This is a genomic window from Tunicatimonas sp., assembly GCF_049647865.1.
In the GTDB taxonomy this organism is placed as follows: Bacteria; Bacteroidota; Bacteroidia; order Cytophagales; family Cyclobacteriaceae; genus Tunicatimonas.
The window spans coordinates 1-17,325 of the sequence record NZ_JBARYM010000417.1 but is presented as its reverse complement, the minus strand read 5'-3'; the positions used below and the strand labels follow the sequence as shown (position 1 = coordinate 17,325).

The following is a 17,325-nucleotide window of genomic DNA, read 5'->3' as shown; positions in this document are numbered from 1 at the left end:
GTGGTAGTGGAACCAATATTGTTATTCGAGGCTACTCGTCCATCAGTGGTTCTAACCAACCTCTATTTGTAGTAGACGGTGTACCGTTCAACTCGGCTACTAACTCAGATAATAGTACTAACGACTTCCAACAAGGAGCACTGGGTACGTCTAGTCGGTTTCTCGACTTAGACCCCAATAATATTGCTGATGTCAATGTACTAAAAGGACTTAGTGCTGCTACACTATACGGCGAGCAAGGAAGAAACGGTGTAATTCTAATTACGACTAAGAACGGACAGGGCGGAGCCGTAAATGAAAAAATGGCGGTAACACTTAACCAGTCATACTTCATTAACGAAATTGCTTCGCTGCCGGACTACCAGAACAACTACGGAGGTGGGTTTCACCAAAACTTTGGGTTTTTCTTTAGTAACTGGGGCCCTAACTTCAACACTCGTGGACAACGAGGCATTGATGCGGAAGGAAATACTGTACACCCATTAAGTCGTTTGTCTGATCCTACTTTGCGCGATCAGTTTCCGGAGTTCCAAGATCAACCCTACGCATACCGAGCATACGAAGATCCCAGTGCGTTTTTCCGTAGAGGTAGCGTTATAAATACATCTTTAAACATTAGAGGAACGGGAGAGAACGTAAATTACAGCACTACATTTTCTTATACCCGCGACGAAGGGTTTACCCCCAATAATTCATTAGAGAAGTTTAACTTCGGAGTAGGCGGTAATGCATTCTTATCAAACAAGTTATCACTGAATAGCTCGTTTAACGTAGCAATCACTGATATGCAAACTCCGCCAATTAGTGCTAGTTTGGGTAGTAGTGCTACAGGGCAGGGCGAATCTATTTTTGGTGATGTGTTCTACACTCCCCGTAATGTGGATTTAGCTAACTTACCATTTATTGCCCCGGTAGATGGACGTCCGGTCTACTACCGTAGTGGTAACGATATTACTAATCCTAACTGGACAGCCCGGTACTCTCGTACGCTAAGTGATGTGAATCGCTTTTTCGGAAAAATTGGGCTACTGTACGATATAGCTGAAGGAATCAACATACAATACCGAATGGGACTAGATACTTACGGTGAGCGCCAAGAGTGGTATATCAACAAAGGTAGTAACACTCAGCCTACCGTGACGCCTGGAATACTACGTACCAACGATATTGTTAATACTATCTGGAATCAAGACCTTGTGCTTACCGCCAGTCGTCAGATTAACGACGATATTAATGTAAGCTTAATTGTAGGAGGAAACTACCGACAAGACATATTTGAGCGTCGAGGTATTGAGAGCCAAAATCAGATTGTATTTGATTTTATCAACCACTCGAACTTTACGAGCTACTCGCCCTTTAACAGTTTTTCAGGGTTAAATACACAGCGTCGTACTGAAGAGCGTATTTTAGCAGCTTATGGAGAAGCTACTTTTGACTACCGCGACTTTATATTTCTAAGAGGGGCTATTCGTAGCGACTGGGCCTCTATGTTAGAGCAAGAAAATCGTTCAATACTCTACCCTAGCCTTAGTGCTTCATTTATCCCTACTTCAGCCTTTGATATCCAGGGTAACGCCCTAAATTATATGAAGATCCGCGTAGGCTTTGGTCAATCAGCTGGTTTTCCTGATCCGTACCAAACGCGTAACGTGCTTAGATCAGGCTTAGCGTTTGTAGCCGCTGATGGTACGAACGTAATTACTAACAGTAATGCGGTGAACTTAGGAAACAGTGATAACGGAGCTACGGCTACCTTGGGCAATTTTGACCTTAAACCTGAAAGGCATCAAGAGTGGGAGGCAGGAGTAGAAACTGAGTGGTTTAATAACCGTTTAGGATTTAGTGCTACGGTTTATCGAAAAATCACTAAAGACCTAATTACGCAAGCACCTATTGATCCTTCCACTGGGTATTCCTTTACTTTCCTAAACTTAGGAGAGATAGAGAATCGGGGAATAGAGCTAGAACTAAACGCCCAGCCAGTATCCACCGCTAACTTTACGTGGGATATCAGTGCTAACTTCTTTGCGTATGAAACTACTGTAGAAGAATTAGGGTCAGGATTAGAAGAAGTAGTTGTAGCAGGATTCTCTAATTTAGGAAACTTTGCTCGCCCGGGAGAGCCATTTAATGCTATCGTGGGTTCTACAATTCTTCGTAACGAAGCCGGTATCCCTATTATTGGTAGCGATGGACTTTATCAGCAAGACCCTAACCCCGATGTAATTGGTGACCCTAACCCGGATTTTATTACTTCTATATTTAATACGGTAAGTTGGAAAGGGTTTAGCCTAAACATGCAGTGGGACTACCGCAAGGGTGGTGATATCTACTCAATTACTGCTAATACACTAATTGGTCGGGGAATTACTGAGGATACTGACTTTGATCGTACCCAAACTTATGTGCTTGACGGTGTGGACGGGGAAGGAAATCCTAACCGACAGATGATTACCGCTACGAACCTAGGGTTTAGTACCTTCGTGGGCGGACCTGACGAAGTATTTATCTACGACGGAACTACCGTACGACTGCGTGAAATTTCACTGGGGTACAGCTTACCAGCTTCTGTTCTAGAAAATACTCCTTTTGGGTCAGTATCATTTAACTTGATTGGTAACAACCTATGGTTCCGAGCGCTTAACTTTCCTGAGCACATCAATTTTGACACCGACGTAACCAGCTTGAATGCTGGAGGAAACGGGCTAGGATTTGATTTCCTAACCGGACCTACCGCCCGCCGATATGGTGCTGCTATAAAGCTTACGTTCTAATAAATATTAAGACATTAATTATGAATAAGAATATAATTTTATCGTTCATTCTACTATTTATAGTAGGGTCAGCGTGTGAACTGGATGATCTCCAGCAAGATCCTAACCTATTAGCACCAGAAGCGGCTAGTGCTGATTTCTTACTAAATTCAGTAGAATTTGGTATGAAGGATTGGTTCTGGGAAGTAACTGACCAAACGATGGAAGTTACCCGCATGATTGCAGCGGAACCTGCTGGTAATTTGTACTTTTCCTACGTTCAACCTACTAGCCATGATGATCAGTGGGAACTGCTCTATACCAATATTCTGACCGATGCTAATCAACTGATTAGTATTAGCGAAGAGGAACAACTATTTACCCATATGGGAATTGCTAAGGTCATCCAGGCCTACACCCTCATGGTGGCAGTAGATTTCTTCGGAGATATTCCTTTTAGCGAGGCACTAGATGCTCAAATCCTTCAGCCAACACCTGACCCAGGAAGCGAAGTATACGCCCAAGCTGAAGATCTTTTGGATCAAGCAATTGCCCACTTCGGTCAGGATGCTGCTCGGGGACCAGCGTTGGATCTCTTCTATAATGGGGATACTGATCAATGGATAGCTTTAGCTAATACGCTTAAATTACGAATGTATCTTACCACTCGCTTGGTGGATGGTGAAGCAGCTGCTAAAATTAATGCGTTAATCGCGGAAAATAACTTTATTACGGGAAGCGATCATTGGGCTTTTCCTCACGGAACTCAAGCCGCTGCACCGGATAGCCGTCATGAGTACTTTATCGACAACTACATTGTCGGGGCAACTGATTATCAGTCTAACTATTATATGTGGTTATTAGCTTCTGAAAAGGGAATAGTGGACCCGCGTACCCGGTACTACTTTTATCGACAAACGCTCCGAAACACGACAGATGACAACGAACAGGAGTGTATTTCGCAACCTCGGCCAGCTCACTATCCAGAAGGTATGCCATTTTGCAATGACTTCCTCGGACGTGGGTACTGGGGACGTGATCACCTAGATACCGATGGTATTCCTCCGGATAACTTGTTACGTACAGTTTTTGGAGCGTACCCAGCAGGCGGTAAGTTTGATGCTAACCAAGGTGTGAACGTAACCGCTAACGACGGATTGGCCGGAGCAGGTATTCATCCTTTTATGATGACCCCGTTTGTAGACTTTATGCTAGCTGAATCAGCGTTGGTTCTAGGGACTACCGGTGATGCACGGGCATTATTAGAGCAAGGAGTGCGTAGCTCAATTCGAACAGTGATCAACTTTGGTGAAGCCGCAGTGACTAATCCTGCTTTCGTACCTACTCCGGGTGCCATCGAGGAATACGTCTCAATTGTTATGGATCGCTACGATACTAGTGATGATAAGCTAGGGGTAGTTATGACTGAGTATTACCTAGCACTATTTGGCAATGGTATTGAGTCTTATAACTTGTACCGCCGAACTGGAAAGCCAGAGAACATTCAACTAGCCTTGGAACCTACTCCGGGTCCATTTATTCGCTCGTTCTTCTATCCAGCTAAAGCAGCGAACCAGAATCAGAACATCACTCAGAAAGGTGAAGGAAATGTTCTAGATACTAGAGTGTTCTGGGATGACGGATCAGCGGAGCTTCGGTAATTACTCACGATTAAATTTGTATAAAAATGACTAAATATATAGTAAGAAGTCTAATCGTACTGTTGCCCCTTGTTGGATGCAACAGCGAAGACGAATTTATTAATCCTTTTACCGACGAAGAAGGTATTGCCTCCATTGGGGCGTTTGTCCGGTTTGAGGAAACACCAGAAGTAGTTGCCGATGGCGATCTACCTTTTGATCAGTTTGGTAATTTTACGCTTACTGGCGAAATAGTAGACCCAGCGGGTAACGTACAGCAGTATGAGCTACTAGTTGCACTAAATCCTGCATCTAGCGATGTAGATAATTACTCATCTCTTTTAATAGTAGATTCATTTACCGAAGATGTCCCGGTTCCGTTATCAATCACCAGTACCCAAATTGCTAGTGCATTAAGTATTCAGGTAGCCGATATGTCAAGAGGTGACGATATCAGCTTCCAAGCAGTAACTACGCGAGCAGGTGACGGAGCTACATTTGGCTTTAGCAATCTGACGAATAATATCTTTAGCGCCGGCCAACGGTCAGCCATGTCCTGGGACATAGAGCTTACTGATTCTCGTCCAATGCCTACTTACTTCTCGCTCGTACCTGACGAAGACGGTGATGTAGCACTAGGTGGAAGCTCTTTCTCGCGAGCAGGGGTCAACGCTACCCCGTTAAGAGAAGGAGAAACCCGGATGGTCTACATAGAGTTTGATAGTGAAATACAAACTGCTCCTACTCTCAGTATAGATACGGTTAATGGAGGAACGCTAAGCGCGGTAGAAGTAGTAACTATTACTGATGATGGTAGCGAAAGTACAGTATACCGATCAACGTTTACTGCTGGCAATTTGGCTAGTACAAATGTAGGAATAATGGTGACCGGAGCAGTAGAGACGGCGGAAGACGGCGCAGAGACAATGGGCGATGGTAGTTTTGATATTACAGTAGATAACACTGCACCTACTTATACATTAAGCTATTCAGCTCCAGCGACTGATACTGCTTTAGCCATTACTGTAACAGCGATGTTCACTGAACCGGTGCAAGACGATCCAACAATTAGTATTAGCGGACAAGGTGTTGTTCCTGTGGTAAATGCAGTCATGGCATTAGGTACCGAAGGAATGACAGCTACTTACTTGTTTGAACCCCGGGGGGAAGGCGAAGTAACCGAAGGGCCATTGGTGATAGCTGTTACTGCTAGTGACCTGGCATCCAACGTAGCTACCGCTGATCCGAATAATCCAGTGCTAGAAATACTGAGGTAGTTCTAGCTACTTTAGAAGTTGTACAAAGCACCTGCCAATTTGGTAGGTGCTTTTTGCTTTAGCTATAAATTGGAATTATTAATGAAAGGTTTCATTAGTATATTTCTGCCTTTATAGTGGTAAAATAAACTGATAAAACACATATATCCATTCTAAAAATAGGCTTTAGGCTTGCCACCCCTAACTTTATTTTGTTATTCATTAAAATTCTTTTTTTCAAATTTTTAAGATTTTAGGTTCTTTTTTAAAATCAAAGGTATATTTTTGCTATTCTGTTAAGAAATCGAAGGGTCGCAATATAGCCTCAAACAATACTAAGTCCATAAATATACACTATTGCCAGAAGGGCAATAGCCGTTTTGACATAAGAAACTATATGAAAATACATAAGTGTAATACGTTAAATTAAACTAAAATGTGAAACTATGAGGTACAATTCTACACAACTCACCTCGTCAGGCCAGCCATTTTCCCTCGTGAAGGGAATAGGAATTTTTGTCCTGACACTCTTATTATCAGCCCAAGTATGGGCGCAAGACCGTTCAATTTCCGGGCAAATAACATCAGAAGAAGATGGTAGCACGTTGCCCGGAGTAAACGTCATTGTAAAAGGAACTACGCAAGGAACGGTTACCGATATTGATGGTAACTACCGAATCAGCGTTCCGGAAAATGCCGAAACCCTTTCGTTCAGCTTTATTGGTCTGGAAGCCAAAGATGTGGACATTAACGGTCGATCAACCGTTAATGTGCAGATGGCGTCCGACACCCGCCAACTATCCGAAGTAGTGGTAACCGCTATCGGTATCGAGCGCGAGAAGAAAGCCCTAGGCTACGCCGTTTCGGAAGTACAGGGTGAGGCCGTTCAGCAAATTTCTGAGCCCGATGCAGTTCGTGGCCTGACTGGTAAAATTCCCGGAGTAAATATTCAAGGCTCGGGAGGGGGTGTTGGTTCAGCTACTAACATCACTATCCGAGGTAACTCTTCATTGTTAGGGAACAACCAGCCACTTTTTGTAGTAGATGGCATTCCTTTTGATAACTCAACTACGGCTTCAAACGATGGTTTCACGCAGGGTAATCCTCAATCAAATCGGGCATTAGACCTAGATCCTAATCTAATTGAAAGCATTACAGTACTGAAAGGAGCATCTGCTGCGGCTTTATACGGTTCTCGCGCTGCAAATGGCGTTATTGTGATTACTACCAAAGCCGGGAAGGCAGGAAGCAAAAAAGGCTTTGAAGTTACCCTTAACAGTGGTTTCTCAGTTGAGCAAGTAGCTATGAATCCTGAATATCAAGATGTATACACGCAGGGGGCAACTTTTGGTTCTAATAACTTTGTATTCAATAATGGTTTCTTCGGTACCTGGGGACCTCGCTACGAGGATGTTAATCGGTGGCTAGACGCTGGTGTAGGCGATAATGGTGATCCTTTTTCGGTACTACCGCCGCTGCGCAAGTATAATAACGCAAATAATGACTTATTTGCAGCAGATATTTATCCAGAGATTGGGGAGGTTCCTAATCAGGTTCTTCCTAATACGGATAACTGGGAAAATTTTTGGCGAGATGGCATTCTTTTCGAGAATTCGGTAACGGTTAATGCGGGGGGGGAAAAAACGTCACTTACTGCGGGTATTTCCCGAACTGATAACGAGGGTATCATTCCATTTTCTGAATTGGATCGTACCAGTGTTAGCTTTGGTGGTCGTGCCCAACTCGACAATGGTATTTTCATTAACGGTAGTGTAACCTACGTTGAAACCAATCAGCGTACCGCTCAGCAAGGGGCTGAAATACTTGGTGCCGGTGATCCAGGATCGTCACTGATTAGTATGCTGTACTTAATGAGTCCTACCTACGACTTAACTAATAATCCTTATGTAAATCCTCGTACTGGTGGTAGCATTTACTACCGTAATGGTTTTGATAACCCTTACTGGGTAGCTGAATTTGCCCCTATTAACAGCGAAGTTAGCCGGGCATTTGGTAAGGCGCAGTTTGGATACGATATTACTGATTGGTTAACCGTTTCTTACCAAGCTGGTTTCAATACCTACACTGATCGCCGTTCCTCCTTGGTTCCTGCCAGGGGAGAGAATATTCCTGCAGGAGCGTATAACGTTGATGATATTTTCCGTGGGGAATTGGATGGTACACTGTTGATTACTTTAGACAAGCAAGTTACCACCGATTTTAACATCCGTGCTATCTTAGGACACAACGTAAACCAGCGTACCTTTGAACAGCAAACTATTGAAGGGTTGGGAATTATTGACCGAACTATCTCTAATATCCAGAACACTAGTGCTCAGGTTATTCGTCGTGATATTTTTGAACGGCAGCGTTTCCAGGCAGTGTTTGGAGATTTGTCCTTTTCTTATCGAGACTTTGCCTTTTTAAACATAGTGGCTCGTAACGACTGGTCATCTACCCTACCGGTTGAAGAAAGAAGTTATTTCTACCCTGGAACCAGTGCCTCCTTTGTAGTTAGTGAAGTGCTCAATATGCCTAGTTTCTGGGACTACTTTAAATTACGAGGTGGTATTTCCCGGGTGGGTAACGAGGCTAACCCGTATTTAACGCAAAACACTTTCCGCATTAATGATAACATCGGTTTTACCGGTCTAAATGCGCAGTTCCCTTTCCTGAATACCAATAGTGTTAATGCTAACCGAAGAAAAGCAGAGCCTGAGCTAAGTCCTGAATTTACTACTGAGTACGAAGTTGGTACGGAAATGAGGTTCTTTTCAAATCGGATCGGACTTGATTTTACTTACTACGACCGGCGCTCTACCGATCAGATTGTAACGATTAATGTACCTGCCTCAACTGGTTTTGGAACTCGGGTAACTAACTTAGGTGAAGTTCAGAATAGAGGTATTGAAATTGGTTTAGATGTAACTCCGGTGGCTCTGCCAAATGGCTTTACTTGGAACATCTTTGCTGCTTATACTCGTAACCGTAACGAAATTTTGGATTTGGGTGATTTAGAGCAAGTAGTTGTTGACGGAACAACTACCCTGGCTATTGCCCACCGTCCTGGCCTTCCTGCTGGTGTAATTATTGGTGAAGACTGGCTGCGCTACAATGAGGCTACCGGAGAAGTAGGTAACGAAGGGGTACCTTTAGTAAACCCGTTAAGCGGTAAGCCGGTAATTAATCCAGATGTACAGGTTATTGGTGATCCGAACCCTGATTATATACTGGGGGTAACCAATACGCTGAGTTTCAAGGGCATCACCATGAGCGTGCTGGTTGACTACCATGCCGGTGGCGATATGTATTCACTTGCTGCCGACCAAATGCGTAGCCGAGGGGTACTGAATGAACCGTTCCTGACCGATAGAACCCCAATTTTACCTGACCCTGGTATTTTAGGTAACGTGAGTGGTCCTATCTTGGATGATGGTGGAAACATTCAGCCTACCAACGTAATATTACCTCGTAATGACTTCGTTTTCTTTAATGGATGGGCTGCTGGTGGAGCCGACTGGGCCTCTGTGTACGATAGAACTACCATTCGTCTGCGTGAAGTAACATTAGGTTACACCTTGCCTGCTGGTTTGTTAGAAAATCTCCCTTTTGGTTCGGCTAGTATTAGGCTCTCAGGTCGAAACCTATGGTTCAACGCGCCTAATTTCCCGGATGCCCTGAACATGGATCCTGAAGTGAGTGGACTTGGTGTACAGAACGGGCCTACTCAAGGTCTGGAACTAATGGGTATACCCACTACTAGAAGATATGGTGTGAATATTTCACTGACGTTTTAAATCTGAAATCTAATGAAATTATTATATAAATTATTTACAGTAAGTACCATGAGTATGGCTCTGCTGTTAACTACCTCTTGTGGTGAGGATTTTCTGGACATTAATGATAATCCCAACGAACCGGTAAACCCAAGTATAGATTTGCTTTTCCCTTCGGCTCAGGTTGCCTATTCAACTGTTATCGTCCATACTACCCGTTTGGGAGAAGTTGGACCTATTGCTCAGATCTACGAATCTACCGATAGCCAATATGAACTTGGTGGAGCTTTGTTTAATAATGCCTGGGATAACTTATTTACCTTAGGCTTGGTAAACTTAGATCAGGTGATTACTTCAGCACCAGAAGCTGACTTACCGGCTCATGCAGCCATTGCTAAATTACAGAAGGCTTACATCTACTCCATTCTTATAGATATGTGGGGAGCTGCTCCTTTTGATGAAGCGGTTAACACTGAGTTCAATGAACCTACGTGGGAAGAAGGCGCGGTAGTTTATCCTAAGGTAATCAGTCTGATTGATGAAGCACTGGGTGAACTGAGTGTCCTTCCTGAAGATGTCCCCACCCCGAGTTCCGACCTGATTTATGACGGTGACGTAGATAAGTGGATAAAAATGGGCAATAGCTTGAAGCTAAGAATGCTCATTAACTTAGCCAATGGAGGAGACGCCAGTGCTGTAGGGCAAATAGAATCGCTAGCGAGTAACGGGAATCTGATTGATAGCAATAGTGATAATTTTGAATTTCAATACGGAAGCACACTTGCGCCTGAGAATCGTCATCGTTGGCATCAAAATCATTACTTTGCTACTAAAACGTACTACATGAGTAATAGCCTGATGGCTCGCATGTTAAACAATACCGGTGGCTTCGGTTCAGTAGACCCGCGAACCCGCTACTATTTCTACCGTCAGATTTTAGACTTTGATCCTACCGCCGATGGAGCTAAAGTGGTTCGGGATGATTTTCCTTGCTTTGGTTATGGAGCCCGTTTTAATGATGAAACTACCTGGCAATCTACCTGTGCTTACGGCTACCAGGGGAATGGTTACGTTGGTCGTGATCACGGAGACGGAACTGGTATTCCTAACGACGATGGGGCAAGAACCACTTTTGGAGTCTATCCTGCTGGCGGGTTATTTGACAACGATTCAGGATTATCCGTAGGGCAAAGCGATGGTACGGGTGCAGGTATTGTGCCTATGATTACCAACTCTATGGTGAAGTTCTGGTTAGCGGAAGCTGCTTTGTTCTACGGGGCAAACTCAGGTGATCCTCGTGACCTGCTGCAACAGGCCATGGAAGCGCACATTGCTGAAGTGCAAGCTTTTCCTGGGAGAGCGGGGGTTAGCGCCGACGCTGCTTTCGTGCCAAGTGCCGACGATGTAGCCGCCTATGTTAACAATACTTTGGCCATTTATGATGCAGCCCCCGACAATACTGAGCCTACTACACTATTAGGTAGTAAGCAGGATGTTTGGGCAGCCCAGTTCCAGATTTCTTTATTCGGAAACCCGGTAGAAGCTTACAACCTGATGCGTAGAACTAAGCTTCCGTTGGCATTAACTGCCGATAATGCTAACGCTTCTATGTCAATTATTCCTACTAATCCTTATCCTAAGCGGTTGCCTTTCCCGCAGGATGAAATAAATACTAACCCTAATGCCTTCCGGCAGTCGGATGTTCCTTGGCAAACTTCCCCAGTATTTTGGGATACCAAGGCTTATCCACGACGCTTTGATGGCAATAACTAAACTGTGATAAATCATGACTAAGAAATATATTGTATTTACCAGCTTGCTAGCCTTTCTGGCTACTGGCTTTTTCGGGTGTGAAAACGAAGACGTGATCAGAACACCTGATTTTATTGTACCTGTAATGTTATTGGCTAAAACAGCAGATGGTAGTGATGCCAAAACGCTAGAAGCCGATACTTTGACTTTGAACACCAGCGATACTTACGATTTTATTCTAGAAGCGGAGGATTTTGATGGGGATTCTAACGGACATGCTTACTTTACTGGTCGTGAGGGAGTAACTTCTACACTCATTGGTGGTGAATTGTACGCCGAGTTCAAGCCACCACTTGGAGATTACGGTGAACGTCAAACGTTGCTTTCTTTTGGTCCAGAACTAAATGATAGTCCGGTCACCCTGAATGTATCACAGGATCAATTATTTGGCCTGTTTGGTATTACTGATCCAGCATCTTTGAATGTGAATACTGATAGTGCTTTGGATACAGACTCTATTGGTGTTTTCCGCATTCGCTATGAGTATACCATTGATGCCAACAACTCCGGTACTGTTCGGGAAATTGGACTACCCGGTAACGACTACTGTGGTGGGTTTAGCTTTGAAGGAGAATTCTGTGAACTCTTTATTCCTACTAAAATCTAAGGTTCTACCACAACACTCCTAAATGATGAACCCCACGCCGCAAGGTGTGGGGTTTGTTTTTTTAAATGCTCTAGAAAATGAGCAATCTTCTAGCTTGTTAACCCAATTGCGAAGGTTCGTTAATGGATATTCTCTGGAAAATCATTCTATAACTAGTAGCGAATTTTGAAATCCTAATCCCAGACGTCCTTCGTGGCCGCTTGCTCTTCATTGCTGGCATCTACGTAGTAGATGATTAAATTGCACATTTCATCGGTAGTATTCCAACCGTAGGTTACATCTTGGGGTGGATAATTCGGATTGGCCGGGTTCTCTTCGGTATTGTCGTAAGTGGCTTCGGCGTATATGACCGATCCTTTTGGGATGCGAAGTAGTTCTTCGTACAGATAAGTGGTCTGCCAGTTAAAATCCCAGTCGTTGATCTTCACTAAAGGAATTATTTCACCGCTAGGAGTGATAGCAAACGAACGGAAGTTCTTGCCCAAAAAGTGCATATGGGGCAGTACCGAAATGATGTCTATTGGTGCTTCGAGTACCTTAGATCGCAAATAAAAAGTTTTCTTCCCATTGGCCGGAATCAAAAAAGGTAAATTACTAATATTCCGTTCTACTAATCCCAGCGTTTTTACTTCTCGCTCAATCGGTTCATCGGTGAAGTAAAAGAGAACACTAGATTGATCTTCCGCCTTAACCGAAGAAGGAGCATAATGAATATTTACGATTAAATCACTGTTCTTGAATAATTTGCGGGCGGTTCCTTTTGGATAATAAACGGGAAAATTACCCGGCACCCAACCGTACATAAATTCATCAACAAGTGGTGTTTCCTGAAATTCGTACACACGAGGATCGGTTTCCGACAAACCATCAATCCCCCGGATGGCATTGGTCGTATCTACCATAATTCGGCTGTGGTGTACGTAGCGGCGATTCCCCGGGCGAAACTCAATGGCTTTGATCCATTTATCTTCAGGAAGTTTGGTAGGTAGGTTGAAAAATCGGAATTCTTCCGTACCCGTATCTGGAATTTGAAAAGGAGTATCCATAGTCAGGACTAAATCGGGCTTTGCTCTTAAGTGGCTTCCAGCATCGTAATTGGGAAGTTGGGGACGGTGCTTTTTTTTACCTTCTGGGGCACCTTGGTTAACCCACAGGGTAATAAGATTAATCTCTTGTTGGGTAAGGCGTCTTTCGTTCAGGAAGTGGCTAAATTCAGGATCAGCGTGCCAAGGGGGCATGTAACGGCTTTGAGTAACCTTTTTGATGAATTCAGCCCGTTTGGCAACGTCTTCGTAGGTGATCAGGGAGAAAGGGCCTGCTTCGCCAGGGCGGTGGCAGGGTGTACAGTTGGTATGAACAATAGGTGCGATGTGTTGATTGAACGTAATCTTGTCTTGAGCGAAACTCTCCAAGTACATTCCTAAGAGCAGAATATGCAGACCAATTACGTAAAGAATGCGTACTTTCATGCAGCCAATATTATCATTGATTTAAATGTAAATGATAGTAAAAATGCAAAAAATATTTGGTCCAGGATAGAGTGTATCCGCTATTTTTCACAATTTGGATATTATGGACGGAAATGTATTAGAGCAAGGAAGAATATTGTCGGCTATTACCTCTTTATGCATATGATGTTGCAAAAGCTTGCAATTTTGGTGACGATTCTTATGACTCAGAGCCCTGCACAGGTAATTGTAATAATGGTAAAGATAAATTACCAAAGCGGCCGGATCCGGGAGATGACAGACTTGATTGAACTTAAAGAGTAAGATCGTTTTCTTAACGATAACTATTGCAGCCTCAAAGGTGGAAAAACTTTTCTACCTTTGAGGCTGTCTCATAAGTCATTTTATGAGGCAGCCTCTTTTTTATTTAAGATGCATAAGTTGCTTTCTTACCGGCCGACTTGCGTTCCCGAGCGTACAAAAATAACGGTAAAGCAGCCGAAAGTCCAATAAAGATGTGAATAACTACGTATATCCAGAGCTTGGGAATTTGTAAACGATGCCCCTCGAAGTACAGAAAAATCCAGAAGACAACACAAGATATGAGCAAATCAATGGCTACCATACTGGAAGCATCGTTAATAAATAGCTGCTCAATATACTCCATCAGTCCCCAACCGTTCTCAGCAATGAATTGAAATAACTGGTAGTAAGGGAGCACGGCTCCGATAATCGCCATGGCTAAATACACATAAGATAGTTTCATAAGAGTCATTTTAACTTAGTACTTCTTTGCGTAAATATAACAGAGCGAGAGACAATACATATCTTTGGCGTAGCTTATAGTAATTCAGTGCAAGTGTATTAGAAAAAATAATACTTGCATAATTTTTACTACTTTGAGCATTCAAACTCAAGAATAGTAAGTGAACAATGCGACTACTTCTATTACTACTAAGCCTATTGTGGGCAACTAGCGGATTCGGTCAAAACGCTAACCAGTCTGGTATATCAATTAGTCAGGAAAATCCAGAATTCTGGGCGTACAATGGAGAAACCGTACTGTTGTTAGGTGGCTCAGTGGAAGACAATTTGTTTCAGATTGATGGATTAGGTGAGCACCTAGATCAACTTCAGGCAGCCGGAGGGAATTACGTTCGTTGCACCATGTCGAGCCGCGACGAAGGGAATGTGTGGGCGTTTGGCAAGAAAGCGGACGGATTGTATGATTTAGATACGTGGAACAATGAGTACTGGAACCGCTTCGCGAGGTTTCTTGAAGAAACTGCTGAGCGAGACATTGTGGTACAAATTGAGGTGTGGGCTACCTTCGATTTCTATCGAGACAACTGGAGTGTTAACCCGTTTAATCCTAAAAACAATGTAAACTATAATGCTCAGCGGTCTAAACTGGATACGGTAGTGGCCACGCATCCAATTTATACCGAAAATAATTTCTTCCGGTCGGTGCCCTCGCAAATGAGCTTGTTCAAAGTACTAGAGTACCAACAAGCCTATGTAGATAAATTACTGAGTTATTCTTTAGATCATAACCACGTGCTGTACTGCATGGATAATGAAACTTCGGTCACTGCCGACTGGGGAGCTTTCTGGTCGAAGTACATTAAGAGTGTAGCGCAGGAACAGTACAGTAAAGCAGTGTACACTACCGAAATGTGGGACCCCTGGGATCTGGATCACGTAGCGCATCGGTCTACCATCGATTATCCTGAAACCTACGCTTTTGTAGATATTTCGCAGAACAATCATAACAAGAGGCAACTGCACTGGGATAATGGATTACGCCAAATTCAGCGGATTCACCAGTCAGACCAACCCCGCCCGGTAAACAATATTAAGGTGTACGGAGCCAATGGCAATAAATTCGGACACGACAACCAAGATGCTATTGAGCGATTTGTGCGTAATGTGCTGCTCGGAGCGGCATCCACTCGTTTTCATCGCCCGCCTTCGGGTTTAGGATTAGGCGATACCGCCCAAGCAGTGATCAAAAGTATGCGAATGCTTACCGATGCCTACGATCACTTTTCCGCCGAACCCGCAACGCAGCTACTTAGCGAGCGAGATGAGAATGAAGCTTATGCTCGAGCAGTTGGCGGCGAAGCGTATGCCATTTATTTTCCGAAAAATGGTGAGGTTACCCTCAATTTAAAGAAAATAAAAGCAGTCGGTGCCGTTCGCTGGTTAAACGTACTAACTTCGGAATGGACCGAAGCTACTGAAATAGATACCGAAGAAATGGTTAATATTAGTCCCCCTGAAGCAGGTAATTGGGTGGCACTGATTACCGAAGAACCTGAATAATGAATTACTATCGTATAGCAAGTTGATTGGAGAACGCACTCACGAAGAATACATGCAGCAAGCACTGCAATTAGCGGAGCAAGCTTACCAAGAAGGTGAAATTCCCGTGGGAGCCATTGTGGTAGCTAACCATCGGATAGTTGCTCGGGCGTATAATCAGACCGAACAATTGAACGACCCTACCGCTCACGCGGAGATGCTGGCACTCACTGCTGCCTTCAACTACTTTGGGGCGAAGTATTTGCCAGAATGCTCCCTCTTCGTTACGTTAGAACCCTGCGTGATGTGTGCCGGTGCCATCCATTGGTCGCAATTGGGAGGGTTGGTGTACGGAGCATCCGATGCAAAAAAAGGCTACACCTGCTACCACCACGACATTCCTCACAAAAAAACATTCGTAACTTCCGGGGTAATGGCGACCGCATGTGGTGAATTGCTTCAATCGTTTTTTAAAAGAATGCGTAGGTGAGATTAATACTGATAGCAAAAGTACTACTGGTTGGGATGATCTTGGGAAATACTGTATTTGCGCAGCAAGCTGATTCGGTTAACCAAGATAACCCTAAAAACCGGGTCTTCGCCTTACCAGTTGCCTTTTTTGCGCCTGAAACCAGTTGGGGCTTTGGTGGGGCAGGAATATACGCTTTCCGAATTCCAGGCGATACCGCTGACTCTCAGATTCAAGCTATTGCCGTGTATACTCTACAACAACAGCTACTGCTGTACGCTCCGTTTCAAATTCGGTGGGATCAGAACCGGTACTTCAGCTACGGAGAAATCGGGTATTACCAGTACGTGTACCAGTTTTACGGTATTGGTAATCCGGCACCGTTAGACGCTCAAGAATTCTATGAAGTAGATTTCCCCCGCATTCGGCTCAATTGGTTAAGGCGATTGCATAAAAATTTATTTTTAGGGCTGCGTTACTGGTTTGAAAACTATAAGATTACCGAAGTAGATTCGGATGGGTTATTAGCTAACGAAAATATTACGGGCAATCAGGGTGGGCTTAACTCCAGTCCGGGCATAGTTTCTATTTATGATTCTCGCGATAATGTGTTCTTCCCAGGGCGGGGCTGGTACGTAGAAACTTCTCTTCAGCACGACAATACCTGGACCGGGAGTGACTTCAACTACACCACTTTTGCAGTAGATGCCAGTACCTATTTCACTACTTCCTGGAACCATGTGATTGCGCTAAATGGCTACGGCGTGTTCCAGCGGGGCGAACCTCCTTTCCACTTGCTAGCCGCACTGGGAGGCGGAAGAAAACTGCGTGGTTACTTCGAGGGGCGCTTTCGCGATAAAAATTTACTACTAGGTCAGGTAGCCTACCGTAGTCCGCTATTCTGGCGAATTGGGGCCGTGGCTTTTCTGGGCTACGGTGGGGTGGCTCCTCAAATTACTGACTTCAGCCTGAATAATTTTTTACTAGCTGGAGGTGCTGGTTTACGCTTTATGCTGGATACAGAGAAAAAAATTAACGTTCGTATAGACGCTGGGTTTGGTCAAGGAACCAGCGGCTACTATTTGACAATTGGCGAGGCTTTTTAAAAAGAAGAACCTTAGCAACTGCTAACATTTTTTTGTGCAATCCAATAAAATCTAGGTTTTAATATGGTAAATAGTCATAAAAAGTTATTTCTATATTGCAACCTAATATTGATTGTAGTTATTGATCGAATGGCTAGTAGAAGCACCGTAAAAC

11 protein-coding genes are annotated in these 17,325 nt (G+C 43.9%); 9 read left to right on the top strand and 2 right to left on the bottom strand.

Annotation, left to right across the window (positions count from 1 at the left end):
- The 6 genes from WBA23_RS12530 to WBA23_RS12505 form a co-directional block, all read left to right on the top strand.
- The coding region (locus tag WBA23_RS12530; RefSeq protein ID WP_424582620.1) for a SusC/RagA family TonB-linked outer membrane protein at positions 1 to 2,774 on the top strand (2,774 nt) is incomplete at its 5' end.
- Positions 2,775 to 2,794: 20 nt separating this feature from the next.
- Positions 2,795 to 4,414: a SusD/RagB family nutrient-binding outer membrane lipoprotein gene (locus tag WBA23_RS12525; RefSeq protein ID WP_424582619.1), complete on the top strand. Its 1,620-nt coding sequence runs from the start codon at positions 2,795 to 2,797 to the stop codon at positions 4,412 to 4,414.
- A gap of 26 nt (positions 4,415 to 4,440) precedes the next feature.
- The gene (locus WBA23_RS12520) at positions 4,441 to 5,670 is read left to right on the top strand and encodes a hypothetical protein (RefSeq protein ID WP_424582618.1); all 1,230 of its coding nucleotides are present in this window, start codon (positions 4,441 to 4,443) and stop codon (positions 5,668 to 5,670) included.
- A gap of 425 nt (positions 5,671 to 6,095) precedes the next feature.
- Positions 6,096 to 9,446: a SusC/RagA family TonB-linked outer membrane protein gene (locus tag WBA23_RS12515; protein WP_424582617.1), complete on the top strand. Its 3,351-nt coding sequence runs from the start codon at positions 6,096 to 6,098 to the stop codon at positions 9,444 to 9,446.
- 12 nt (positions 9,447 to 9,458) lie between these two features.
- Positions 9,459 to 11,198, top strand: coding sequence for a SusD/RagB family nutrient-binding outer membrane lipoprotein (locus tag WBA23_RS12510; RefSeq protein WP_424582616.1), 1,740 nt, complete (start codon positions 9,459 to 9,461; stop codon positions 11,196 to 11,198).
- A gap of 13 nt (positions 11,199 to 11,211) precedes the next feature.
- Positions 11,212 to 11,844 carry a hypothetical protein gene (locus WBA23_RS12505; protein WP_424582615.1) on the top strand — a complete coding sequence of 211 codons (633 nt, stop codon included), beginning with the start codon at positions 11,212 to 11,214 and terminating at the stop codon, positions 11,842 to 11,844.
- A 173-nt stretch (positions 11,845 to 12,017) separates the two neighbouring features.
- Here WBA23_RS12505 and WBA23_RS12500 read toward each other — a convergent pair whose 3' ends face one another.
- Together WBA23_RS12500 and WBA23_RS12495 are read right to left on the bottom strand one after the other, a co-directional pair.
- The gene (locus WBA23_RS12500) at positions 12,018 to 13,313 is read right to left on the bottom strand and encodes a hypothetical protein (RefSeq protein WP_424582614.1); all 1,296 of its coding nucleotides are present in this window, start codon (positions 13,311 to 13,313) and stop codon (positions 12,018 to 12,020) included.
- Positions 13,314 to 13,719: 406 nt separating this feature from the next.
- Entirely contained in the window at positions 13,720 to 14,058 is a 339-nt protein-coding gene (locus WBA23_RS12495) for a DUF2834 domain-containing protein (protein WP_424582613.1), read from the bottom strand.
- Positions 14,059 to 14,225: 167 nt separating this feature from the next.
- Here WBA23_RS12495 and WBA23_RS12490 point away from each other — a divergent pair, with 167 nt between their 5' ends.
- Genes WBA23_RS12490 through WBA23_RS12480 form a run of 3 tightly spaced genes read left to right on the top strand, consistent with a single transcriptional unit; the run spans position 14,226 to position 17,171 of the window.
- Positions 14,226 to 15,617 carry a putative collagen-binding domain-containing protein gene (locus WBA23_RS12490; protein WP_424582612.1) on the top strand — a complete coding sequence of 464 codons (1,392 nt, stop codon included), beginning with the start codon at positions 14,226 to 14,228 and terminating at the stop codon, positions 15,615 to 15,617.
- 22 nt (positions 15,618 to 15,639) lie between these two features.
- Positions 15,640 to 16,086 carry a nucleoside deaminase gene (locus WBA23_RS12485; RefSeq protein WP_424582611.1) on the top strand — a complete coding sequence of 149 codons (447 nt, stop codon included), beginning with the start codon at positions 15,640 to 15,642 and terminating at the stop codon, positions 16,084 to 16,086.
- Complete coding sequence (locus WBA23_RS12480) at positions 16,083 to 17,171, top strand: BamA/TamA family outer membrane protein (protein ID WP_424582610.1); 1,089 nt, start codon at positions 16,083 to 16,085, stop codon at positions 17,169 to 17,171. The genes WBA23_RS12485 and WBA23_RS12480 overlap by 4 nt, the downstream gene beginning before the upstream one ends.
- Positions 17,172 to 17,325 lie beyond the last annotated feature (154 nt).

What these genes read in the sequence shown, in the direction of transcription:
- WBA23_RS12525 (WP_424582619.1), top strand. Translation starts at nt 2,795, where the DNA reads ATGAATAAGAATATAATTTTATCGTTCATTCTACTATTTATAGTAGGG.
- WBA23_RS12520 (WP_424582618.1), top strand. Translation starts at nt 4,441, where the DNA reads ATGACTAAATATATAGTAAGAAGTCTAATCGTACTGTTGCCCCTTGTT.
- WBA23_RS12515 (WP_424582617.1), top strand. Translation starts at nt 6,096, where the DNA reads ATGAGGTACAATTCTACACAACTCACCTCGTCAGGCCAGCCATTTTCC.
- WBA23_RS12510 (WP_424582616.1), top strand. Translation starts at nt 9,459, where the DNA reads ATGAAATTATTATATAAATTATTTACAGTAAGTACCATGAGTATGGCT.
- WBA23_RS12505 (WP_424582615.1), top strand. Translation starts at nt 11,212, where the DNA reads ATGACTAAGAAATATATTGTATTTACCAGCTTGCTAGCCTTTCTGGCT.
- WBA23_RS12500 (WP_424582614.1), bottom strand. Translation starts at nt 13,313, where the DNA reads ATGAAAGTACGCATTCTTTACGTAATTGGTCTGCATATTCTGCTCTTA.
- WBA23_RS12495 (WP_424582613.1), bottom strand. Translation starts at nt 14,058, where the DNA reads ATGAAACTATCTTATGTGTATTTAGCCATGGCGATTATCGGAGCCGTG.
- WBA23_RS12490 (WP_424582612.1), top strand. Translation starts at nt 14,226, where the DNA reads ATGCGACTACTTCTATTACTACTAAGCCTATTGTGGGCAACTAGCGGA.